We start from the raw sequence: 23,594 nt of genomic DNA, 5'->3' as shown, positions 1-23,594 counted from the left end.
TCGAGCTCCTCAGGTGCCGTTCTCGGTCGTCCGGACCACCTCGAGGGTGTGCGGGACGTGGGCCGGCTTCACGGCACGGACCACGGCGTCCAGGCGCCGCACGTCCACGTCCTCGAGCGACCTCGCGTGCACGCGCACGTGCAGTCCCTGGCGCGGGCTCCCCGGGAGCGCGGTGTGCGGGGTCCGGGACCACACCGTCCCTCCGGAGTCCTCGATGTCGACGTGGACGACGCCCGCGGCCGCCAGCCGCACGGCGTCGGCGATGCCCGCCGCGGTGCCGCGGCGCCGGTGGATGCGCGCCCCGTTGGTGACGATCGCCCGGCGCTGCGCCACCGGCCAGTGCTCGTCGGCGCGCACCCCCACCCATTCGGAGAGCCAGTCGAGGAAGTCCTCGGGCGCCAGCCGCGGGTCCACATAGGACGCCAGACCGTCGAGGGTGAGGAACACGGGGGCCAGCGACTCGTCGAAGCCCGCGAGGAACCGCTGCAGGAACTCGTCCTCCTGCAGCACCGCGGGCAAGCGGGACGCCACGGGGACGGGACTGACGAGTCCGGGGATCCGTCCGCGCATCTCACTCTCCCTCCGCGACTCGCACCTGGTGACCGAAGGAGAACACCAGGTCGTGCCTGTCCAGGTCGATCCGCTGCACCCGGTCCCCGCGCTCACCGTTGCGGGGGTCCACGGCGAAGAGGAACACGTCGTCGACGATCTCGGTGCCGGGCAGGCGCTGGAGCACCGCGTGCACCTCGCCCGCCTGCACCGGCCGGCCGAAGGGCCAGCCGTCGCCGTCGGGTCCGCCCCGGATGGGGTCGAAGTACTCGTACAGGGCCTTCAGCGCCTCCCGCTTGAGGGTGTCGGTGGCGACCCTCCGGCGGGCCGTCAGCCGGGCGACGACGGTCACGCCCCGGTACCGGGGCGGCTCCACGACCACCCGGGCCCCGACCGGGCGACGCTCGTCCAGGTACTCCGCCACGACGGTGAGCGTGTCGTCGTCCGGGACGAGGTCCCCGAACCGCAGCCGGTGCTCGTCGTCGGGCACGGCGGTGGGGACCACGAGCACCCGGACACCGCCCGCGTCCGCGTCCGAGGACGCGGGGATGCACCGCACCCGGGCGATGCCGGGAGCGGCCCGGCGGGACAGCTGCTCGTAGTCCTCCGTGGTCACGGCCCGGTCCCTGGTCCGCAGCGCGAGCGGACCGCGCTGCCGGGCCTGCTCGACGGTCTCCATCGCGACGCCGCCCTGGGCCGCGCGGCGGTTCTCGACCCGCACGACGAAGGGGATCGTGGAGCGCAGGACCGTGACCACGTGCGCGGCGACGTTGCCGCGGGGTCCTCCTCCGGTGCGGTACTCCCGCACCCGGATCGTGCTGCCCACGGGCGGGACGGCGCCGTAGGCGCGCAGGGACCCGTCCGCCTCCCGGACGGCGGGCGGGAACCGGACGACGCCCTCGCCGCGGTCGAGCCGGACCACGCGGTCGTCCGGGGAGGAGTTCGCGAAGGAGTCGACCTCCGTCCAGGTCTGCCACCCGGAGGCGTCGGTGACCTCGACAGCGAAAGGGGGGCCGCCGGGGACCACGGGCCGGCGGGCGAGCGGGAACGACTGGCCAGGGGTGCCCTCGGAGGTACCCAGGACCTCGTCGTGGACGGTCTCCGCGTGCACCGCCGGGACGGAGCCGCCGATCGTGAAGGCGCCGACCGACCGGATGCGGGGGGAGGCGCTGTAGGGCGGGAAGCCCTCGAGGGGGTGCACCACCCGGCAGCGCACCCAGCCGGCCCGGGTCCCGCCGACCATCGAGGCCGTGTGGGCGTGGGGCAGGTGGAGGACCACGTCGCCCGGGCGGTTGAGCCCGCCCGTCCCGTCCTTGTCCACGTCGCAGCGGGTCCACGCGGCGCCGGTCCAGGCCTCCCAGACCAGCGGCGGGTAGCGGGGATCGACGCCGACGCCGCGGACCTCGCAGTCGAAGCGGAGGGCGAGCGCGCACGAGGGGGCGCTGTCGTCGAGGCCCAGGAGCAGCACGTCGTCGGGCAGGGGAGGGTCGCCGAAGGCCGGGAAGTCCTCGTCCCCGCGGGCACGGACGGGCCGCGCGATGGGATCGCCCCCGCGGGTGCTGGTCCTCAGGTGGGCGAGCTCCCGCGGGGGGATCACGAGCTCGCGGGCCGTGGCGAAGGACACGGTGTCGTCCTCGTCGGTGCGCCGAGTGGCGGCCTCCGTCCCCTTCGGGACCACGACCGGGCTGGGCTGGGGCGCGGACAGCCACAGCAGCAGCTCCACGGTGGCCGCCGTGGGCGGGTGCAGGCTCACCCCGAGCAGCTCCAGGAACGCGATGTACAGCCGGTCCGGGACGCGATTGAGGCGGTAGAACAGCTCGTCCGTCATGAACGCGAACGCCTCGATCAGCGTCACCCCGGGATCGGAGACGTTGTGGTCCGTCCACTCCGGGCAGCGCTGGGCGATCATGCGCTTGGCGTCGTCCACCAGGTCCTGGAAACGGCGGTCGTCGAGGTGCGGTGAGGGGAGCATCGGATCACGTCTCCTGGTCGTGGCGGGGGATCGTGTAGAACGGGAACACGAGGTTGCGCGGGTCGTTGGTGCCCCGCACGGTGTACTGCACCTCGATGAGCAGGACCCCGTCCGCGGCGGTGTCGAGGTGGACGAGGATGTCCTCCAGGTTGATCCGCGGCTCCCAGCGGTCGAGGGCCACCCGGACGGCGAAGGCGATGTCCCCCGCGGTGGAGGCGTCCGCCGGGGCGAACACGTAGTCGTGCACAGCGCACCCGAACTCGGGGCGCATGGGCCGCTCGCCGGGGGCCGTGGCCAGGATGAGGTAGATGCTCTCCTCGATCTCCCGCGTCTCGCGGGCCAGCGCGATGCTCCCGGTGCGGTCCGTGCGCAGCGGGAAGGCCCACCCGGAGCCGATGAACTCCTGTCCCATCGTCCTGCCTCCTCCAGCTTCCCGTCTCCTGCTTGCCGTTGTCTGCTTCCCGGCGCGGCCATGCGGCCGGCCCCTAGTTGATGCGGACCAGCCCGCCCTTGACCGTGGTCGTCGCCCCGCCCGAGAGCTCGGCCGCCGCGGTGCCGGCCACCTTGACGCTGGCGGCCTTCAGCTCCGCCGCGGTCCGGCCCTCCGCGGTGACCGTGGCGCCCTTGAGGGCCAGTGCGGCGGTCGCCTCGACCGTCACGTTCTTGCCCTTGACGGTGATGTCCCCGGTGGAGGTGGTGACGTCGATCCGGTCCTTGGCCGTCACGGTGACCGGGCCCTCCGAGAGGATCTCGATGCCGGCGGCGCCCTTCTGGATCAGGGACACCGTCTGGGCGCCGCCGTGGGTGCTCAGCGTCAGCCGCTCCTCGCCGGGGGTCTCCACGAACTCGACGAGCATCCCGGTGCGGGACACGAAGGCCCGCCGCTCGATCGCCCCGTCGGTCGATCCCACGTGCTCGCCCCACGGCTTGTCCGGCAGGTCCTGGCCGTTGTAGAGCCCGCCGAGGAGGAAGGGCTGCTGGAAGCTGCCCTGCCCGAACGCCACGAGCACCTCGTCCCCGACCTCGGGCAGGACCACGGTGCCCCGGGCCGCACCCGCTCCGAGCTGGACGGTCCGTGCCCACGTGCTCTCGTACGTGTCGGAGAGCAGGGGGAACTTGACCTTGACCCGCCCCTGGCCCTGCGGGTCCTGAACGGCCGTGACCACGGCGTTGAGGACCCCGGGGAAGGCCGCGGAGCTGCCGCTGCGGAGACCGGCCCCGCTGGCGACCCCGTAGAAGGAGCGCTCCGAGGTGTGGCTGACGGTGAAGGACGTCCGGTAGCCGGTCTCGGGGCTGAAGTCGTGGCGCGAGGAGCTGAGCGTGTAGCGGCCCGCGAAGGGCGCGCCGACCCCCACCAGGGAGACGGCGGCACCGGAGCGCAGCCGGGGGTTGCCGCGGGCCACTCCGTCGAGCTCGGCGAAGCCCCCCGCGAGGTGGGCCGCCAGGGCGGTTGCGGCGGCCTCGCACCGGGCCGGCTGGTCGAACACCGTGGCCCGTGCCACATAGCGGGGGCTCTTGAACGTCGTGGCCAGGTCGGTGGGCCCGGTGCCCTCCAGCACCGCGCTCGAGGTCTTCGCGGGGGCCACGGCCACGATCTCCCGCTTGCCGTCCACGTCCCAGCCGCGCACCTCGACGTCGGGCACCTGGTCCGCGGACGTGACCGTCCCGCGCAGGGCCAGCAGGTTGACGCCCTTCTCGAGCACCAGGGGATCCTGGTGTGCGCCGCCCGCCCCGGAGGGGGCGTCCGCCGCGTCGGTCGCCGTGGTGAAGTGCAGGGCGCCCTCGGTCACGTCGAGGACCGCGCCCGTCTCGTCGGCGAGGCGTCGCAGGAACTCCCAGTCGTTCACCCCGTCCTGGGCCACGTGCTCCAGCACGGGCCCCGGGGCGTCGATGGTCCCCGCCTTCAGGCCGGCGCGGCCGGCCACCGTGCGGGCGATGTCCGCGGCGGTGCTCTGCAGGTACGCCTCCACCCTCCGCCCGCGGAAGAGCCGGTGCGAGTGGTCGAGACCGCGCACCACCGTGTAGGCGCCGTCGCCGCCCAGCTCCGTCTCGAGGGCGGTCACCTCGCCCGACAGCAGAGGAGTGGGCCCCGCCGGGCCGCTCCGCTGCACCGACAGCACGACGGGGTCACCGATCCGGACGGAGGTCTTCTCGAGAAAGGTCGCGTTCTCGTCGCTGTAGCGCAGGACGAACAGGTCCGGGACGTTGGCGCTGTCGTCCACGTAGCCTTCCGACAGCATCGCACCGAGGTCGGGTGGCAGCGGCTTGCCCTTGATCTCAACGAGCAGGGTGCTGCTGAACTCCTCACCGAAGGCCATGCCGTCCCGCCCCTCGTGGCGCGTCCGGCTCCCGCGGATGGGCGATCTCGTCGATGGTGGGCAGCAGCACCGTGCTGCCCGGCCGCAGCCGCATGGGGTCGTCGAGGCGGTTCAGCTCCGCGACCGCCCGCCACAGCGACGGGTTGCCGTACTCGGCGTAGGCGATCCCGGCGAGGGTGTCGCCCTCGACGACCACGTGCGCCCGGCGCGGTTTGAGCCCCCCGGAGGTCGGGTTCTGGCCCGGGGACTTGCCGGAGATCTCCTCCAGGGTGACCGTGCAGACGGCCCGGACCGGCAACCCGGCCGGTGTGAACAGCGTGTACTTGGCCTGCACGCTGCTGATGTACGCCAGGAACCCCGTCAGGGTTCCCCAGCGGAACAGGACCCAGGGGGGTGACGCCTTGTTCTGTTCGTGGGACGTCTTCGTGGGGATGCAGCAGCTGAAGAGCTTGTCCACCACTTTGACCACGCTGTCGTCACGCTTGGCGGAGGCGTCGAAGAACATCTCCAGTGTCAGCTTCGACGGCAGGGGCCCCTTGTACTGCGGCGGGCCGCTCTTCTCGTTGCCCTTGCCGGTCTGCTTCTCCCAGGACGCGGACTTCGACAGGGTCAGCTCCTTGGGGTTGAACTGGAACTCGATCTTGCCGGTCGCCGGGCCGGGCATGTCGAGCGCACCGTCCTTCGAGGGTTCGAACACCTCGAGACTGGCGTGCTTCAGGCTCTCCGCGAGCGCGTCACGGTGCACCTGCCCGCGGGTCGGCGGAGCGCTCGCCGTGCGGGTCGCGCTCATCGCCGTGGTCGATGACGACATGGCCGTTGACCTCCTGGTCCGTCGGGTGGTTATCCGTGGCCGGTCACGAAGCCGTGGTGGGCGATCTCCAGGGTCTCCATGACGACTTTCGGCTGGTCGGGGTTCAGCGACGGGCCCTTCCAGCGCACGGGCACGACATCGATCAGTTCCCAGGACGCGATGACGCTGCCGTCGAACCGCCGCACCTCGATGACGGCGGTGCACGGCGCGTAGCCGCCGGACAGTCCGGCGAACCACGCGGCGATCTTCCCGGTGTCGGGTCCCAGGGGCCGGGTCAGCGTGATGTTGGAGTACTTCAAACGGCTCGGCAGCTGCCAGACGAAGTCGTTGTTGCCGCCCTCCTCCCGGGTCTCCATCACCACCTCGCAGCCGAGGCCCTCGCAGGTGCTGAACGCGCCCATGCTCTGCTTGTCCAGGGTCACGACGTAGTAGAGGCTCAGCCCGGTGTCGACCTCTTCCAGCAGTTCCGCCATGGCGGCCTCCTCAACCCACGTCGATCCGCAGACCGCGGCGCTCGCGGTCCAGCAGCATGTCGGCCTTGATCCGCCGCACGATCGGGCCCACGAGCCGCTTGGCGAGCTCATCGACCTGTTCCTGGCTCATGCCCTCGACCACCGGGACTGCCGGTGCGGCGGCGGTCCGTGCGGGTTCCGCGGCCGCCCCGGACGCCGGCCCCGTGGCCGGTGCGGCTTCTGCCGGGGCGACGTCCGCGGCGTCGCGCTGGACGGTCGCCGGGCCGGTGGGCGATGCCGTGCCGGCGTCCAGGGGCTGTCCTGCACCGGCGCTCGCGGGCGGTTTCCCGGGGCGTGCTCCAGCGGCCGCCTCCGGGGCCACGAGCCGCATGGCCACGGAGCTCGTTCCCGTGGGGCCGGACCCCGTGGCGAGCCGCGTCCCCGTGGTGTGCTGCCGCGCGCCGCTCTGCGCGGCGCGCTGGAGTACGCCCACGGGTGCGGGGCCGTCGTCGAACGGGCCCGGGAACCCGCCGGTGCCGCCGGCCGGGAGCAGCGCCGAGCTCGCGCTCGCCGCCAGGACCGGCAGCGCGTCGGTGGTGTCCTCCTCCGCGCGATCCGCGACGACGACGCCCGGCTCTCCGGTTCCGGCCCCGACGTCGGGGCCGGAACCGGAGCCCGGCGCGGAGGATTCCCTCAATCCGTGCGGCAGCGCCGGATCCGGTGCGGCGGTCCGTGCCACGGCCGACACGGTGGCCGGCGCGGAGGACGTCCCGAGCCGCGGTGCCGTAACGGAAGGAGCCGTGGCGGAGGGCACCGTGGCGTAGGGAGCCGGGACGTCGCCGACGGCCCGCGACACCACGGTCCCCGACAGCGGGGGACGCAGTCCGAGCGGACGGGCGGAGCGGGACGGCCAGGAGATCTGGTCCCGTTGGAGCGGGGGAGCGGCGGACGGCTGCGTCACGGCCCCCGGGGACGTGCGCTGCGCCGAGTGGCCTGAAACCGGATCGTTCTCCGGCCGTGCGGTGGACGCGTCACCCGCACGCGCCGCGCGTTGCACGGGCGGTGACGACGGCAGGACGAGTGCCGGGCCCAGCGGTGCGGTGGTCCGCGGGTCCGGGCCACCGGACCCCGGGGACGCCGTCGCCCACGGTGTGGCCTCGACCTTCGAGGACGCCGGTGCGGCGAGTGCCGGCTGCGCGGAGGCCGTCCTCGCGACGACCGGCTCGGAGCCCGTGGACACGGACGGCACGGGGCTCTCGAGGGCGGGACCAGCACCGGAGGGGGAGGTCTCACCGGTCTCGGCAGCCACCTGGTCAGGGGCATGGTGGGCTGCCTCGTCACCTGTCTCGTCACCTGCCTCGTCGTCGGCCGGGGCGGCGGCCGGTGTGGCCGCGGGTGTGGCGGCGGGTGCGGCGGCCCCGGGCGGCGCGGACGCCCGGGACACCACCGGCAGCTCCGCGGGACGGTCCGGCCCACGTGCTAGGTCGGCCGGCGGAACGGCGGAAGCTCCGAGCAGTCCGGACGGTACCGCCGCGGCGCCGGGTGCCTGCGGGACCGGTGCGGTGGAGAAGGCCATCGCCGCAGTCCCGGGATCCGTCGACGACTCCTCGGGCACGCCGGCGCCGGGTTCCGCTGACCGTTGCACGGTGTCGTGCGGTGGGACGGCAACACCCCGCCCCGGGGACGGGGTCACCGCCGACGCCGGGTCGGGCGCTGCGCCGCTCCGGTCGCCTGCCCCGTCCCGGCCGCCCTGCGGCGGGGCCGTCACGGCGTCGACGCGGCCGGTGGGCACAGGTGCGCCGGCCGCGGTGCGGGAGACCACGGGCAGCTCAGCCGTCCGGTGCGGGTCGGGGGACTGCCGACCGGCGAACAGCGGGGGATCTGCGAACGGGACGCGGAGGGCACGGACCGGCACGGTGGGCCCGGTCACGGATCCCGTCGTGCTGCTCTCAGGGTCTGCGGGGTTCCGTTCCTGCTGGGTCATGCCCCGCTCGGCAACGGTTGATCGGGACACGACCGGTTCCGGGAAGGCCACCGCCTGCGGCGCAGGATCACTGGGCGCGGACGGGCGCGGACCGTCGTCGCCCGACGGCCCGGACTCCGCCACGGGTGCCGCGGCCGGAGCTGCCGAGTCAGGGTGTCCCTGCCGGCTCGGGGCGGCGGAATCCGGTCCATGCGGGGCGGGGGTGGGAGCCGTCGGGTCGGGGTGTTCCTGCCCGCTCGGGGCGGCGGAGTCAGGCCCATGCGGAGCCGGGGCGGGCTCGAGCGGGGCCGCGCGGTGAGCCATCGGGAGATCGTGGGACGCAGGTGCCCGCTGCACCGCCGGCGGGACCGTCTCGTCCACGGGGGCCGGCGGGACCACCACCTCCTCCGCGGAGGGCGAGGACGGCCGCACGGGGTCCGGCCACGGGCGCCCCAGCCCCAGTCTGCCGGAGTGCTGCGGCGCGGCGTGCGGCGTCGACCGGGCCGGGCCGGAGGGCGGGGTGGAAGGACTGCTCGCCGGGTCGGGGCTGCGCTGGAGCGACGGCCTGCCGGGGAGCGGCACGAATGTGGCAGTGCCGTCGAACGTGCTGCCGGAAGCATCCCCGGAGGCCGGGCCCGGGCGATCCGGCACCCGCCGCTGCAGGGGCAACGGCCCGCCGGCCGGTGCCGGGACGGAGCGTTCGGCCGCATCCGGGCCCCGTGCGGGCACTTCGCCCGGAGCGGTCCCGGGCGCCATCACGTAGGCGGGCACTGCCCCGGACGGTGGCACCGCGGACGCAGCTCCTCCCGAGGTGCCGGCCGGTGCGGCACCCTCCGGCTCGGCAGGCGCGTCCGGCGCCCGAGGAACCTCCGGCGCCGGAGGTTCCTCGGGCGCCGCGGGCTCGGGCACCACGGAGACCTGCAGCGCGCCGAAGTCCCGGTCGCGGACCGCGGTCAGCGAGCGCTGGGTCGTCGACGCACTGCTCGTGATGCGCTGCATGGTGGGACCCTGCCGGGTGCTGTGCGGCCCCGGGGGAGGCAGGAGGGGCAGCTCGACGTAGCGGCCCGCGGAGCCGGGCAGGTCGGACACGGGGATCGCGTCCGGGCCGTCCAGGTCGATCACTCCCGGCGGGGCGTCCGCGCTGATCAGGTGGGACATGGTCCCGGTGAACGACGGGTCGAGCCGGGTGGGGAGCCGGTCCGCGAACCGGTGGGGCGCCGTCGTCGTCTCGAGGTCGCCCATGGCCCGCTGGAGGGGCGGCAGGAAGGCCCAGCCGGCAGGGGAGGGGACGGGATCGGCCGGCGGCCGAAGCGGTGCTGCGGACGGCGTCGCCGCCGGCGCCCCGGTAGCGCTCTGCGCGGACGTCTCCGGAGACGTCTCCGAGGATGTCGCTGAGGGCGTCCCGGGGACCCGATCCGGCTCCTTCCGCTGCCACGGCCAGCGCACGGCTCAGCGCTCTTCGCTCAGCCGGCGGTTGATGTCGGCGATCTCGCGGACCCAGCGCAGTCGCTGGCCGTGCTCCATGTCCAGGATCTCGTCGAGCCCCCAGTGGAAGTGGTACGCCACGTACGCGACCTCCTCGTGGATCCGGTCGGCCGCGTACGTCATGATTCCCCCAGGCGGCCACCGGCGAGGTCCGCGGTGAAGCGGTGGGAGCACTCCGGGCAGGTCACCGCGATCCGGGTGTGGCCCTCCGCATTGATCCGCCGGTAGAAGTCCTGCAGGAACGCCACGTCCGAGGCGAACATGTTCTCCACGACGTTCGACGTGATCGCCCCCAGCGTTCCCAGGGAGGTGATGACCCGGCTCAGCAGCACCACCGTGGTGTAGGCGGCGTTCTCCTGGACCCGGGCGTCGTAGAGCGGGAGCAGCTCGTCGCGGGCGGTGGCCAGGCGCATCACCCCCGAGCGGTGGAGGGTCCCGTCCTGGTCCACGTAGCCGCGGGGCAGATCGAAGGAGAACTCCGTGCGCAGGGTGGGTCGCTCGTCCCGTCCGTTCTTGGAGGACTCGAGGCCCGGTGCGGTGCCGGCGCTCTCGGGAGCCGGCACCACCCCCGCTCCGCCGTGGCTGCGCTGCATCACTCGACCTTGGACTCGTCGTAGCAGATCACGAACTTCTCGGTGGCCTGCTCCGTGGCACCGGCCTTCAGCGAGTTGACCTCCACACTGCGCACCCAGCAGTTGTCGAAGTTGTAGGTCTTGACGGTCTCGCCCTTGTAGTCCAGCAGAGCGACGGAGGCGGTCTTGCGGGCGCCGGCCACGTCCCCCTCCATGACGGTCTTCAACCAGTCCGTCACGGTCTTGCTGTCCGTCAGGCCGCGGGTCACGGTGATCTCACCGGCCTTGGGCCGGCCCATGAGCTGCCGGACGATGTACTTGCCGTCGTTCGTCTGCTGCTTGAGCTCGATCTTGTCGACCTCCGACTTCAGCCCGCTCACCTCGATGACGCGCGGCACCTCGATGCCGTCGACGGTGACAGTGAAGCCGTAGGCCGGTGCATTGTCGAAATCCACGAGTGGCATGGTCCTGCTCCTTTCCGGACGATCATTCGTTCACGAGACTGGTGCCGCCGGAGAACTGCGACAGCTGGAAGATGACGAATTCGGCGGGCTTCACCGGGGCGACCCCCACCTGGCAGACCACCTGACCGGCATCGATCCCCTCGGCGGGGTTCGTCTCGGCGTCGCACTTCACGAAGAAGGCCTCGTCCGGGGACGTGCCGAACAGGGCGCCCTTGCGCCACTCGTTCGTCAGGAAGGCGCTGATGGTCCGGCGGATGCGCGACCACAGGGCCGGGTCGTTCGGCTCGAAGACCGCCCACTGGGTGCCCTGCAGGATCGACTCCTCCAGGTAGTTGAACAGCCGCCGGACGTTGACGTACCGCCACGCGGCGTCGCTGGAGAGCGTCCGGGCGCCCCACACACGGATGCCGCGGCCGGGGAACGAGCGCACACAGTTGACCCCGATGGGGTTCAGCAGCTCCTGCTCGGTGCTCGTGATGTTCGTCTCGAGGCTGGTCACTCCCCGGATCACCTCGTTCGCCGGGGCCTTGTGCACACCCCGGGTGTCGTCGTTGCGCGCCCAGACACCGGCGATGTGGCCCGAGGGCGGCACGAACCGGTGTACTCCCTCGGAGGGATCGAGGACCTTGAGCCGCGGCCAGTAGAGCGTCGCGTACTTGGAGTCGTAGCCGGCGTCGTTGACCCGCCACTCCTTGATCTGCTGGGCGTTCAGCCCCGGCGGGGGGTCGATGATGGCCACGCGGTCGCCCATCAGCTCGCAGTGGGCGATCAGGGCCAGCTGCACGGCCTTGAGCGTCTCGCCGTCGATGGCTCCCTGCTCGTAGGCGGCCACCAGGTCCGGGATGGCGACCATGGTGACCTCGTCCACGGCCTCGAGGCCGCTGAAGCCGGTGCGGTCCGCGGCGTCGCCCACGTAGTCGTCGGCGCTGAGCGTGTCGGTCGAGGGCGGCTCCGGTTCGGGCTCGGGGAGCTCCAGGCGAACGGTTCCCTTGTCGGGCTTCGTGAGCGCCCCGCCGCTCAGCACCTCCTCGATCGTGACCAGCTTGGACTCCGCGCTCACCTTGGTGGCCACGTTGTTGGGGCCCTTCTTGGTGGTCACGTTGTCGAAAACCTCGGGCTGACGGCCCTCCACGGTGATCGTGATCCTGAACTGGTCCTCGGGCGCGCCGTCCCCACCGGCGGCGTCGAACTCGACCGTGATCGGCTTGGGATTGGCCGCGGTGGACTTGCCGATGATGCGGTAGCCGGCCACCTCCGCCATCGGCGGCCCGGCCACGGCCTTGACCTGCTTGGCCTTCGGCTTCTGCCCGTCGCCGTTGCTCTCGGCGCCATCGGCCCCGATCCGCACGATGTAGCAGTTGCCGCCGCCGTTGAGGAAGTAGCCGTAGACGGAGTGGGCCAGGTACGAGCCCGGCACGAAGTCGCCGAAGGTCTCGGAGAACTGGGTCCAGTTGGACACCAGGGTGGGCTCGTTGGCGGGGCCCTTGGCCGCCAGGCCCACGAACGCGGCGACCGCCGTGCCCACGCCCTCGATCGGGCGGGTTCCCGCCTCGACCTCCTGCACGTAGACACCGGGTGAAAGATAGGTGGGCATCGTGTCTCTCCTCGGCAGAGTCCGGATCGTGGTTCAAGGGTCGTGCCGAGGGAGGGGGTGCCGGGAGGCTGGGGGGCCGCGTGTTGGGGAAAGAGGGGGTGCCCGAAGAGGCAGACGAGCGCCTGTAAATGTCAGCCAGAGGTGCTTTTGGGTGCCCGTCAACTGCACGCCTATGTCAGGGCAATTTGTCGTAGTGATGCATGATTCAGGCATGTCACCAGTAAGGCTACGAAGTCGGTGGCAGTTAAGGGATGATAGTTTTCCTCAAGGGTGCTCCATGTTCATGATAGAAAACCGAACGCATCCTCTGAATTTTTAGATTGTATGACGCTAGGTTGCCTACTGGAAGCACCACTCACCTCGAATTTTGCGTAAAGCAGAAATCACCTTTATCACATTTTGCCCAGTGATTTTTAAGTGGAATGTGGTGGCTCTGTTTCAAATCGGTCTATGATAATGCGTACTATATCTTGGGCCTGCAGTGCGGCGGCCTCTCGTACTCGGTCTTCCAATGGTAAGGGTTCAGTGTGGCCGCGCACTTTTTGTTTGATTGGATCTTGATGTTCCTTTTGCACCCAGGAGGCGGTGTATGAGGCTCGGGCGGCAAGGATCGCAGGCAATTTTTTCACGAGAGTCTCACGGAGTCGTACCTTGGCGCCCTCAAAGTAAGCGCGGGACCTTTCCATCGCATCTTTAGTCATGGTTGTTGCGCGACGCCTGGCGTGGATATTATGGCCCTCGATGGCAGGTGTTCCTTTGAGTGCTATGGACTTCAATTGCTGTATGAGGTGGAAATCTGCGCTTTGAACTCCTCTTGTTTTTGAGTGCGCGGCCCCTCGGTAAATCATGATGGTATGTTGGGATTTATCCTCGGCACTTCCTCTCTTGATGATCTTTGTTTCGCCGAGTTGTTCGAGAAGGAGGGATGCAAGGCGGACGGGGATGACGTGCTCGGATTCGAGGCGTCGGTCAGGAACATCACCGCTGTTCGAATCTCCTTTTTGCTGGCCATGGGGAAGGATGCGACCAACACCCTTGGGCTGCTCGGTCTTGTCTGTGAGACTGCTGGGTCCCAAGCGAATCAGGAGGTCGATGACTAGGGGGGTGAGGAGGTCGAGTTTCTGCTTCGCAACATCAGGAGCGGAATCTTTACTGCTCGATATAAGGGTCTGAGCGCGGGCAACTTCATTGAGGATGTGATTTGCATGTTTATCAATTTCCTCGTTGGTGCGACCCTCCTTTTCCCAGCGACCGCGTCTTTCCTGAACCAACCTAAGCACCTGGTCTCGAACGGGCCCTTCTTTGGATGCCATTAATATTGTGCCGGTCCGTCCGTTGATGGAGAGGGTGTGGGATTCTTTGCCGGCAACGAATGATTTTTTCAAGAGCCCCAGCTTTTTTCCAACGGCACGGGCTGCAGATCTTGCTCCGCCAGTTATTGCTTTTCCGATGGATTTGGCACCTTGAATGAGTTTTTTTCCGATCTTAACTGCCCCGGCGACGAGCTTGTCGACCACCTGGCCCACCGGCTTCTGGACCGTCGCGATGATCTCCTTGATCTTTTCGGAGATGCCGCCCAGGCCCAGCAGGCCGGCGAGGAAGCCGAGGAGCACGGGCACCATCTTGGCCAGCGTCTTCTCGATGTATGCGGCCACCGCGCCCACCCCGCCGCCGGCGATGGACTCCACGGAGTCGAGGACCGAGTCCACGAACTCCTTGATCTGCGCGGCCTTCTCCACGAAGAACATGACCACGTCGTAGATCATCTTGCAGGCCTTGATGAACGCCGCGGCCGGATTGAGCATCGAGATCAGCCAGGTGATGCCGGCCTTCACAATCTTGGTGATGACGAACTCGCGGATCTGCCCCATGACCATCTCCTTGATGTCACCGAGCTTCTCCACCACCCACTTCCACAGCCCGCCCACGCCCTCGCTGAGGATGACCTGGATGAAGGCCACGCTCTTCTCGACGCCGCTCATCACCTTCTCGGGGACGTGCTTGGCGATCCGCGCCCGGATCGCCGGCCAGGTCAGACCCAGCAGGGACAGGACGAGCCCGATGATGCCCTTGAGGTCGAGCTTGGCCGGCAGCTCGATCCCTGCCGCGGAGAGCGAGCCCAGCAGCCAGCCCTGCAGGCCGGCCTTGAGGTGCTGTGCGATGTTCTCGCCGAAGCGCACGATGCCGCCCTTGACGGCGTTGACGAACTTGCTCAGGAAGCCGATGGGGTCCTTGATGATCTTGCCGATGGCTCCCGCGGCTCGGGCCAGGGCGCTGGTCAGGAGGTCTTTGAGCTGGGTGATCGTCCGGATCGCACCGCCCACTGCGGCCCTGGCCTTGCTCCACAGCCCCTTGTTCTCCTCCTGCATCGCCGTGATCTCCTCCTCCACGGCGGCCTTCGACTCGCTGTACTTGGTGGCGAGGTCGTCGACGAGGGCGTCCTTCTTGGCGTCGACGTCGTTCTCGAGCTGGTCGAACTGGGAGGCGAACTGGCCGGCGGCCTGCTGCGCGAGCTTTCGCAGGTTCTTGGGCTGGGTCTCGACATAGGCCTCGATGTCCGCCCGGCCCTTGGCGATGCGGTCTTTGGCGGCGGTCAGCTGCGTGCCGATCAGATCGGCCACGCGGGTGATGAGCACGTCCATCTTCTGCTCGTAGACCACCCGGGCCTCGACGTAGCACTGGTCGGCCTCCTTTGGCAGGTCGCCGAACAGGTCGTCGGCCCAGCGCAGCTTCCCCATCGCCCCGGAGTAGCGCCTGTCCTTGTAGGCGTCCATCCGAGCATTCAGGTCCGCGGTGAAGGCCTTCCGGACCGCGGCCTCACCGGTGGAGAACTCCTGGTCGACCTTGGCATCGAGACCGCCCAGGATGGCGTCCACGTCCGTCTTGGTGGCGTCGAAGATGGCCTTGATCTGTGTCGCGATCCTGGCGCGCTCCGCCTCCTCCTGGGTCTTCGCGGCGGTCTTGCCGGCGGTGGCCCCGCTCAGCGAGCCCTTCTTGGCGGCGAGCATTCCCGCGAGCCCTGCAGCGCCGGCCCCCTGGGCCTCCTGTTTGGCGGCACCGAGCTGCGCGGCCTCCGCCTCGCGGAAGGCGGTCGGCGCGGTGGCCGAGTGCTCCTCGCCCACCTTCTTGGCGGCCAGGGCGTCCGTGAACTCCGGTTCGTTCGAGGTGGCCAGCTGCTGCTCGGTGACCCCGGCCTCCGCCATGGCGTTGTCCGTCTCCCGCTGATCACCGCTGAGATCGGTCTGCGCGGCGGGCACGGGGGCGGGCATGGCTGCGGCGGTGTTCACCCGGGGTGCCGCTGGCTGCGGCTCGGGGCGCAGCGGGGTCACCGGTTTCTCCGCCACCTTGGAGGTGTCCGGCGCGGCGGCCGTCTTCTCCGCAATGTCCTGGGCGGAGGCCTTCTTGCCCTCGGTCACCTTGCCGGAGACCTCGGTCTTGACGGACTCCGCCTTGCCGGACTTCTCGAAGTTCTCGGCCTCGTCGAGGTTCTTCGGCGCTTGTGCGGCGATCGCCTTCTTGACGGCGGCGATGAACCCGGCCTTGTCGAAGCTTCCCGGTTTTGCCGTGCTCATGGTGTCGGCCCGGGACGCCTTGGCCTTGGCCTCCTTGTCCGTGGCCGGTGGATCTGCCGCATCGGCCGCCTGCCGTGCCTCCGCACGTGGCAGGGGATGCTGGCGCAACCGTCGGCCCTGCCCTGCGACCTTGGCCGCCACGGCCTGGAACCGGGGATCGTTCTGCGGGGAGACCGCAGCCGACGTCACCGGGCCCGGGCTCTCGGCCAGCCGCTGGACGTAGGCGGACGCCGCGGCGTTGCCCGCACTGCGCTGCAGGGCCTGCAGCACGGCGGGCGAGCCCGGCGCCGGGCGACCACGGGGTTCGGGCCTGCGCGCCGGCCCCGTTCGGGCGCCGTTCTCATGGACGAGGGACATCTGCAGCGGCCGGCCCGGGCTCAGGCCTGCTCTTCTTCCTCGTCGCCCTCGGCGCGCTGGACCACGTCCCGTTGGGCGGCGGCGTCCTCGGTGAAGGACCCCTGCGCGGTCTCCTCCTCTTCCTCGCCCTCGGCCCGCTGGAGAGGCAGTGCGGCGTCGTCGGCCACCGACCGCTGGATCGCGGCCGGAGCCGGCGTCACCGGGGCCGGCCCGGACATCACCCGCTCGGCATTGGCCGCGGCCTCCCGCTCGAAGCGGTCGGAGGGGTCGCTGACGCGCACGCCCGAGCCGGTCGGGGTGCCGTCCACCGGCCCGGAGCGCTGCTGCACCACGTGGGTGAGCTCGTGGGCGAGCATCGTGCGCCCTGCGGTGGAGGACGGGTCGTACTTCTCCCGCTGGAAGACGACGTTCGAGCCCACGGTGTACGCGTGGGCGTTCACCGAGGCGGCGGACCGGGACGCGGCGTCATCGGTGTGCACGCGCACGTCCGAGAAGTCGTGGCCCAGCCGGGACTCCATATCCGTGCGGACGGGCTCGTCCAGCGGGTGCCCGCCCGAGGAGACGACGTCGAGCACCGGCGAGCGCTCCTCCTCCGCCAGCCGCTGCGCCTCGGCGTTGCCGACCGCCCGCTGCATGGCCAGCATCCCGGCGGGGCCGACGACGTCGGTGCGACCGGCCGCCGCGGCCCGCCACAGCTGCGGCGGGGCGTTCTCCTCGACGCGGTCCGCCCGCGGCCGCAGGCTCCCGGTCTCGCCCTGGTCGTGATCGTGGATGTGCATGACGAGTCTCTTCCTCTCGGGCCCTGCGGCCACCATGCGCCCGGTCCGGCAGGCCCACAAGCGGCCGGTCGGCCGCCACCGGGGCAGCAGATCATGCCCGAAGGGGCAAACCGGTCAGAGGTCGAAGTGCATGAAGTCCTTGGCACCCTTCCAGTTCCCGCCCCACCGGAGCCCCGCCCCGGTCATCGCCTCCACGACCTCCTTGGGCAGGTTGAGGAAGCCCTGCGCACCGTACGTGCGCAGCGGGTCCCGGTCCCGGGCCGCGCGCTTCTTCCCGAGGTCCTTCGTCTTCCGGGCAAGGTCGGCTTTTCGCCGCTTCAGCTCCTTCTGCAGCCCGGCCCGCAGCCGGCGCTCCGCGGCGGCCCCGCGGTTGTCGCCCAGGGCCTTGCTGTCCTGCTCGCCCTGCTGGGAGCGGGCGATCTGCGCCTCGAGGGCGGCGACGGCCGCCGGGAGGACGGCGACCTCGGTCTCGAGCCCGGCGAGGGCGCTGTCCACCGCCTCGTACCGCGCCAGGTGCTTCTCCAGCAGGGCACGGTCCCGCGCAGCCGACTTCGCCTCGGTGCTCTGCTTCTTCAGCGTCGCGCCGTGCAGCTTCAGCCGCCCGTCGAGGGCTGTGAGGGCGGCGGACCGTTCCTGGGCCGCGACGGTCAGCTCCGCGGCCAGGGCCTTCTGCTCGGCCGTCGCCCGGCGACCGCGGGGGAGGGTCCTCAGTTCCTGCCGGGCGGCGGCCCGGGCGGCGGCGGTGAAGGCACGCTCGGCACGCAGACGGTCGCGCTCGGCCGTCGCCGTGGACACCGCCGCCTTCTTGCGGGTCTCGACAGCGGTCAGCACGAGGATCCGCCAGCGCAGGCCCGCGGGGTTGTACAGCATCCTGAAGGTGTTGCTGGCGTTCTTCATCGCGTCGTAGCCCTGGCTCCCGGCGTCCATGTCGGTGCCGGTGACGAGGGTGATGACGCGCCGCTGGGCCTTGCTCGTCAGGTGCGGATTCGTCCCGGGGTCGATGTCCACCGCGCGGCCGTCGGCGTGGTTGCTCCAGCTGCCGGCGCTGGTGGTGCGCGGGTTCAGCGCCCAGACCTTCGTGACCGGCGCCGCGGTGACGCCCCCGGCGCGCAGCGTGGCCTCGGCGGTTCGCAGGGCAGCGGCCAGGTCGACGTGCGCGGGAGTCGAGAACCCGAAGAACCGCGCAGTGGTGATGGAGGTTGCCAGGTAGACCATGGGCCGCGGGATGCCACGGGCCTTGTACAGCGGGGCCAGCACGTCGTAGCGCTGTCGCGGGGTGCCGGTTGGGCGGCCTTGGCCCTGGAAGTGACGCTGCTGGGCGGGGTAGGCGGCCCAGTCCTGGGCCCACTGCTGGGCGTCGGTGACGGCCTGGCGCTGGAGCACCACCTGGGCGGCCCGGTTGCCGGCCTGTCGTTGCACCTGCCACAGGGAGCGGGCCCGGGTGCCGAGGTCCGCGCTGCGCAGCAGCGGCAGGAGGCCCAGGGACAGCTGCCGGTCCTCCGGCCGCCGTCCCGCACCGGCCCGGGGCACGGCGCGCCGTCGGCCGTCACCCCGCCGGACGGCCGCGCTGTGTGTCGTCGGCATGATCCGCTCCGATCAAGCCCCCGGCCGCGGCGCGCGGGCCGCCGTCAGGGTGCTCCAGTACGGGCCGAACTCGCTCTCGAGGGTGAGCCGGCCGAGCTTGCGGTACTCGCGCTGCACGGCGGTGACCAGGTGCGCCATGGTCACCGGGGCCCCGGCCTCCGCGGCGAGGTAGGCGGCGGTCACGGCCGCGGAGCGGATCCCGCCGCCCGCGAGCTCGAAGGCCCGTCCCAGGAAGTCGAGGTCCAGGTCCTCGGCGCGGGCCATCAGCCGGCCCAGGCACCGGTCCCACAGCAGGGCGCGGTGCTCCGGGTCGGGCAGAGGGAAGTCCACGATGACGTCGAGGCGGCGGGTGAAGGCCTCGTCGATGTTGGCGCGCAGGTTCGTGGCCAGCACCACGAGACCGTCGAAGGTCTCCATCCGCTGGAGCAGGTAGGCGCTCTCGATGTTCGCGTAGCGGTCGTGGGCGTCCTTGACCTCGGAGCGGCGGCCGAAGACGGCGTCGGCTTCGTCGAAGAGCAGCACCCCGTTGACCCCGGAGGCGGCGGTGAAGATGCGCTCCAGGTTCTTCTCGGTCTCCCCGACGTACTTGTCCACCACGGTGGCGAGGTCCACCACGTACAGGTCGAGTCCCAGCTCCTTGGCCACCACCTCCGCGGACATGGTCTTGCCGGTGCCTGAGTCCCCGGCGAACAGGGCGGCCACGCCGTGGCCACGGCCGGCGCCGGGACGCATGGCCCAGTCGCCGAGCACCTGCTCGCGGTGGCGCGCCCGCAGGGCGAGCTCCCGCAGGGACTGCAGCACGGGCTCCGGCAGGACGAGGTCGGGCCAGCCGACGGCGGGGTCCACCCTGCGGGCGAGCCGGTCCAGGGCCGAGCCGTTCTCGGCGCGGGCCCCGGCCTGCAGGTGCGCGCCGGTCAGGGCGCCGTCGGCACCGAGGGCGGCCTGCGCCCGGGCGGTGCGCGCGGCCCGGGCCACCTGCTCCGGGCCGAGCCGGAACTGGGCCGTGGCCCGCAGGATCTCCGGCCCGGGCAGCACCCCGGCCAGCGCCTCCTGCCAGAGCCCCGTCCGCTCGGCGGCGGTGCTGGCGGGGACGTCGACGACGACGGGCGGGCGGTCCGTCCACACCGGGTCCCAGGCGGTGTCCCCGAACAGCAGCACGGGCTGCGGGTCGGCGCGCAGGGCCCGCAGCAGCGCCGGGCGATCGGTCACGGCCGGCACGGGACCCGCCACGATGCCGGCGTCGCGCAGCCTTGCCTCCCGGACCGCGAGCGCCACGAGCCCGGCGGCGTCGCGCTCCCCGGCCAAACGGGTGAGGTCCAGACCCACGACGTCGTGCCCCTGCGCCCGGAGGGCCTCCGCGGCCAGGACCCGGGCCGAGCCCGTGGCGGGCTCCCTGAGGTAGGCCAGGAGCACCCCGGCGCGCAGGGCTCGCACGAGCGGCGTGGGATCGCCCCACGGCACCTCGGCCGGGGCGGTCAGCACGGCGGTCAGGTCGGGGTCGGGGGTGTCGTCGCCGAGCAGGTGCCCCACGACGCGCTCCGGGACCCGCAGCGCCCGCCCGGGCAGGGGCCGGTCGGGGTCCTCCAGGACCAGCAGGTCCCCGGTGACGAGGGGCCCGGACAGCAGCCGGGCCCGGGCCCCGGCGTCGGACAGGGCGGCGCCGCACAGGGCCAGGGCCACTCCGGCGGAGGGGCGCCGCCGGGTGACGTCGTCGTTGAGGTAGCCGAAGAGCTGCTCGAAGCGCGGGTCGAGTTCGGCGGCCAGGGCCACGAGCAGGAGGTCCACGTCCAGGTCGGTCAGGCCCAGGGCGGTGGCCAGTTCCCGCAGCCGGAGACGGTGCCCGTTCTCCTGCGCGCGGTCCGCCGCCCGCTCGCACTCCGCCCACCTGGGGGACGCCTCGACCGGCCGGGGCGCCCTCCGCGCGGTGCCGAGCAGCCGGTCCACGGCCTCCTCGCTGAGGTACAGGCCGCGGAACGGGTCGTCTGGCTGCGGGTCCTCCGCGCGGCGCTCAGCTACGAGCTGCCGGATGCGCTCCTCGACCACTCCCACCCGGCCCAGCAGGTGGGCCAGGCTCGCCGTACCGGTCATTTCTTCCTCCGGCGCGGGGCCGGGCCCCGGGGCTCCTCCGGTGCCGTCCCGGTCCCGGTGTCCTCGGCGTCCCCGTTCTCCGGCGGGGCCGTGGGAACCGGCGGCTGCACGCGACGTCGGCCGATGTCCGCGGCCGTCCCGGTGCGGTCGGCCATGTCCACCACGGTGCCGGCGGAGGCGGCCGGGGCGATGTCGTACACGATGCCGGTCTCGACCGGGGCGATGACCACGACGTCCAGGGACGGCTTGAGCTCCCCGCCCAGCGCGGACCACACGTCCGCGAACGCCCGGTCCTCCGGCGGGGGCAGCCCCACGGTCATCGGCACCGGCAGGCGGGGCTCGGCAAGCTGCCCCGTGACGAGCTCGTCGGGCAGCGCCTCGTAGTGCAGGAAGCAGCGCAGCAGCTGGTCGAGCAGCAGGTGCTCGTCCTCGGGCCGCTGCGTCCACGCCGTCACGAGGTAGGACAGCTTGAAGTGGCGGGGAGCGGGGCGACGCCGAAGCACCGTCCCGTCCTCGTCCCGCTCGTCGGCGAGACCGCGCTCGCGGCGCCGCAGGTCCTCCCGGATGTCGTACAGATACAGGTTCACGGTCGGGGCGTTGCGTCGGGCGGCCCAGTCCTTGGTCGGGGCGTCGAAGGCCACCTCCACCTCGGCGCCGCCGAGGGCCTGCGTCCGGACCAGGGTGCGCAGCGCGTCGTCCACCTGGGCTATCACCGATCGGCCCTCCTCGTCACGGGATCCACTGTGGCGGCGGCGCCGCGCCGCGGGGGACCGGTGCCGGGCCGTCGTGGGGGAAGCCGTCGTTGCCCTTCCGGGCAGCTCTTCAGATCAGCCCCTCCCGCAGGGCGTAGGCCACGGCGTGGGAGCGGTTGCGCAGCTGCAGGCGCGTGGTCACGTCGTGCACCACGTTCTTCACGGTCCGTTCCGAGTACGCCAGCCGGCGGGCGATCTCCGCGGTGTCCAGGCCGTCGGCCAGCAGCCGCAGCACATCCACCTCCCGCGGCGCGAGACCGGTGAACATGATGCCGCGCGGGCCCAGGACGTGGCGCTGCAGCCGCCCCACCTGCTCCAGCAGCCGGCCCAGCAGGTCCGGGGGCACGCACCCCTCCCCGGAGGCCGCCGCGGTGATGACGGTGACGAGCCGGTCGGGGGTGGCCTCGCACCGGCGGGCGATGCCCACCACGCCGGTCTCCACGATCTTCACGAGGTCCCCCTCCTCCAGGCGCCCGGCCACGAGCACCGAGCGCGCCGTCCCCTGCCGCTGCACCACCCGCAGCAGCTTCAGCGCCTCGTCGTCCACGGAGTCGGCCACCACCACGACGACGGCGGCCCGGTCCGCGTCCTGGACCCCCACCACACGGACCTCCGGGCGGGGGCGCAGCTCGCTCACCACGCCGGCCGCCGAGATCGGGTCCCACGCGTGGACGTGAACGGTGATCGGTTCCATGGCTGCTCCTCGATCCGGCGCCCGGCGGTCCGCGGCGCTCCTCCATCCGATGCTTCGGCATGAACGTAGATCGGGTCGCTCACCGTGCGCTCAACAAGGACTCAACGGGCAGGGAGAATGCCCCGAAAGACGGCCGATCGCCGTGCCGGCCGGGTCACGGACGGTCATAATCTCGAGGCGCAGGGGGGGCGCACGGGAGTGGCGCCGGTCCTGCGGCGCGTCAATCCCGAGGAGGAACCATGAGTCCGTCGGCGACGCTGGAGACGTCCGGGGCGAGCCTCGACGCGGGCGGTGCGGCGTCCGTGTCGCTGACCGTGCGCAACGACCGGGACGTCGTCGACGAGTACCGGTTCCGGGTGGTGGGGCGGCTGGACCGGTGGGCCACGGTCGAGCCCGAGAAGGTGTCGGTGTACCCCGGGGAGTCCGCCACGGCCACGGTCCTGTTCCGTCCTCCGAGGTCCTGGGAGGTGTCGGCCGGGAACGCCCCGTACGGGGTGCAGGTCCTGCCCGCGCAGCACCCGCAGGACTCCGTGGTGGCGGAGGGATCCCTGGAGGTCCTGCCCTTCTGGGAGACCTCCGCCGAGCTGGTGCCCCGGACCTCCGAGGGCCGCCGGGGCGGCAAGCACCGGGTGGCCGTGGACAACCGCGGCAACATCCCGATCACCGTGCAACTCGTGCCCAGTGATCCGGAGGAGCGGCTGCACCTGGTCCTCGGCGCACCCGCCCTGACCATCCAGCCGGGCACGGTGCAGTCCGCGGACCTCCGGGTGCGCCCACGGCAACGGATGTGGCGCGGCACGCAGACGGCCCACCCCTTCACCGTGGAGCTGCGCCCGGACGGCGGACCGGGAACCATGCTCACCGGCACGCACCGGCAGGACCCGGTCCTGCCCGGGTGGTCCCCGAAGATCGTGAAGTGGCTGATCGTGCTCGGGGTCGTCGCCCTGCTGGTGTTCGGGGCGGTCATCGCCACGGGTGTGCTCCAGAACCTGTTCGCGCGGGTCGTGCCGTGCATTCAGGGGGCCGTCGTCGGTCAGTTCGAGGCGTGCCAGCGTCTCGTCGGCGCGGACCCGCAACAGGGGCAGGAGGACACCGGAGAGGGCCAGGGGGGTGGTGGACAGGGTGGTGGCGGGACGGAGGGAGAGCTCGAGGAGATCTCCCTGGAGCTCACGGCCGACGCGGAGCCCGAAGGGGAATTGGGTCAGGCCGTGCGTGAGGTCGAACAGGACGGGACCGTCTTCACCAGCGTGGTCCTGCGCACCTCGTCCGGGGACGAGGGCGTGTTCGTCCTCAGCATCGACGGCATCCCGATCACCCAGCAGCTCCCCATGAGCCAGATCCAGGACGGGGAACAGGAATTCTCGCTGGGAGAACGGGGAGTCGCGGCGAACGCCGGTCAGGAGGTCCAGCTGGATCTGCGGTGCGACAGCGCCGACGACGAGCTGCTGTCGCTGACGGACCCCTGCGAGGTGACCGCGGAGCTCCTGGGCGTCGCTCCCGAAGGCTGACGACTCCTACGCCGGAGGCCTCCGTGCCTTTCAGGGCACCCGGGGATGCCCCGACGGGCAGGCAGGATGCCTGCAAACCC

Annotated in this window: 18 protein-coding genes; 1 reads left to right on the top strand and 17 read right to left on the bottom strand. The window is 71.7% G+C overall.

Going from position 1 to position 23,594, the window contains the following annotated elements:
- Window positions 1-9: 9 nt before the first annotated feature.
- The 17 genes from RF644_RS01170 to RF644_RS01090 form a co-directional block, all read right to left on the bottom strand.
- Window positions 10-570, bottom strand: coding sequence for a phage tail protein (locus tag RF644_RS01170; RefSeq protein ID WP_368795021.1), 561 nt, complete (start codon window positions 568-570; stop codon window positions 10-12).
- Between the two features lies 1 nt (window position 571).
- Complete coding sequence (locus RF644_RS01165) at window positions 572-2,521, bottom strand: putative baseplate assembly protein (RefSeq protein ID WP_368795020.1); 1,950 nt, start codon at window positions 2,519-2,521, stop codon at window positions 572-574.
- A 4-nt stretch (window positions 2,522-2,525) separates the two neighbouring features.
- Window positions 2,526-2,933, bottom strand: coding sequence for a GPW/gp25 family protein (locus tag RF644_RS01160; protein ID WP_368795019.1), 408 nt, complete (start codon window positions 2,931-2,933; stop codon window positions 2,526-2,528).
- A gap of 73 nt (window positions 2,934-3,006) precedes the next feature.
- Entirely contained in the window at window positions 3,007-4,839 is a 1,833-nt protein-coding gene (locus RF644_RS01155; protein WP_368795018.1) for a VgrG-related protein, read from the bottom strand.
- Complete coding sequence (locus RF644_RS01150) at window positions 4,826-5,650, bottom strand: LysM peptidoglycan-binding domain-containing protein (RefSeq protein ID WP_368795017.1); 825 nt, start codon at window positions 5,648-5,650, stop codon at window positions 4,826-4,828. The genes RF644_RS01155 and RF644_RS01150 overlap by 14 nt, the downstream gene beginning before the upstream one ends.
- A gap of 29 nt (window positions 5,651-5,679) precedes the next feature.
- Window positions 5,680-6,123, bottom strand: a complete 444-nt coding sequence (locus RF644_RS01145) for a phage tail protein (protein WP_368795016.1) — start codon at window positions 6,121-6,123, stop codon at window positions 5,680-5,682.
- Window positions 6,124-6,133: 10 nt separating this feature from the next.
- Complete coding sequence (locus RF644_RS01140; RefSeq protein WP_368795015.1) at window positions 6,134-6,799, bottom strand: hypothetical protein; 666 nt, start codon at window positions 6,797-6,799, stop codon at window positions 6,134-6,136.
- Between the two features lie 2,715 nt (window positions 6,800-9,514).
- Window positions 9,515-9,673 (bottom strand): DUF6760 family protein, encoded by a 159-nt coding sequence (locus tag RF644_RS01135; RefSeq protein WP_368795014.1) that lies wholly within the window; start codon window positions 9,671-9,673, stop codon window positions 9,515-9,517.
- Window positions 9,670-10,143, bottom strand: coding sequence for a hypothetical protein (locus RF644_RS01130; protein WP_368795013.1), 474 nt, complete (start codon window positions 10,141-10,143; stop codon window positions 9,670-9,672). Before RF644_RS01130 ends, RF644_RS01135 begins: the two co-directional genes overlap by 4 nt.
- Window positions 10,143-10,586 (bottom strand): phage tail protein, encoded by a 444-nt coding sequence (locus RF644_RS01125; RefSeq protein WP_368795012.1) that lies wholly within the window; start codon window positions 10,584-10,586, stop codon window positions 10,143-10,145. The genes RF644_RS01130 and RF644_RS01125 overlap by 1 nt, the downstream gene beginning before the upstream one ends.
- A gap of 22 nt (window positions 10,587-10,608) precedes the next feature.
- On the bottom strand, window positions 10,609-12,180 hold the full coding sequence (locus tag RF644_RS01120; protein WP_368795011.1) for a phage tail sheath family protein: 1,572 nt from the start codon (window positions 12,178-12,180) through the stop codon (window positions 10,609-10,611).
- A gap of 413 nt (window positions 12,181-12,593) precedes the next feature.
- Window positions 12,594-16,022 carry a hypothetical protein gene (locus RF644_RS01115; protein WP_368795010.1) on the bottom strand — a complete coding sequence of 1,143 codons (3,429 nt, stop codon included), beginning with the start codon at window positions 16,020-16,022 and terminating at the stop codon, window positions 12,594-12,596.
- Window positions 16,023-16,129: 107 nt separating this feature from the next.
- The gene (locus RF644_RS01110) at window positions 16,130-16,888 is read right to left on the bottom strand and encodes a DUF4157 domain-containing protein (protein ID WP_368795009.1); all 759 of its coding nucleotides are present in this window, start codon (window positions 16,886-16,888) and stop codon (window positions 16,130-16,132) included.
- 114 nt (window positions 16,889-17,002) lie between these two features.
- Entirely contained in the window at window positions 17,003-18,472 is a 1,470-nt protein-coding gene (locus RF644_RS01105; RefSeq protein WP_368795008.1) for a M15 family metallopeptidase, read from the bottom strand.
- Between the two features lie 12 nt (window positions 18,473-18,484).
- On the bottom strand, window positions 18,485-20,560 hold the full coding sequence (locus RF644_RS01100; protein WP_368795007.1) for an AAA family ATPase: 2,076 nt from the start codon (window positions 20,558-20,560) through the stop codon (window positions 18,485-18,487).
- Entirely contained in the window at window positions 20,557-21,273 is a 717-nt protein-coding gene (locus RF644_RS01095) for a DUF4255 domain-containing protein (RefSeq protein ID WP_368795006.1), read from the bottom strand. Before RF644_RS01095 ends, RF644_RS01100 begins: the two co-directional genes overlap by 4 nt.
- Window positions 21,274-21,382: 109 nt before the next feature.
- Window positions 21,383-22,006 (bottom strand): response regulator transcription factor, encoded by a 624-nt coding sequence (locus tag RF644_RS01090; RefSeq protein ID WP_368795005.1) that lies wholly within the window; start codon window positions 22,004-22,006, stop codon window positions 21,383-21,385.
- A gap of 239 nt (window positions 22,007-22,245) precedes the next feature.
- Here RF644_RS01090 and RF644_RS01085 point away from each other — a divergent pair, with 239 nt between their 5' ends.
- A complete protein-coding gene (locus tag RF644_RS01085) occupies window positions 22,246-23,514 on the top strand; it encodes a hypothetical protein (RefSeq protein WP_368795004.1) in 1,269 nt (422 codons plus the stop codon).
- Window positions 23,515-23,594 lie beyond the last annotated feature (80 nt).

This window comes from Kocuria sp. CPCC 205258, assembly GCF_040981005.1.
Lineage (GTDB): Bacteria > Actinomycetota > Actinomycetes > Actinomycetales > Micrococcaceae > Kocuria > Kocuria rosea.
The sequence above is the reverse complement of the archived record's forward strand: the minus strand, read 5'-3'. Positions and strand labels throughout refer to the sequence as shown.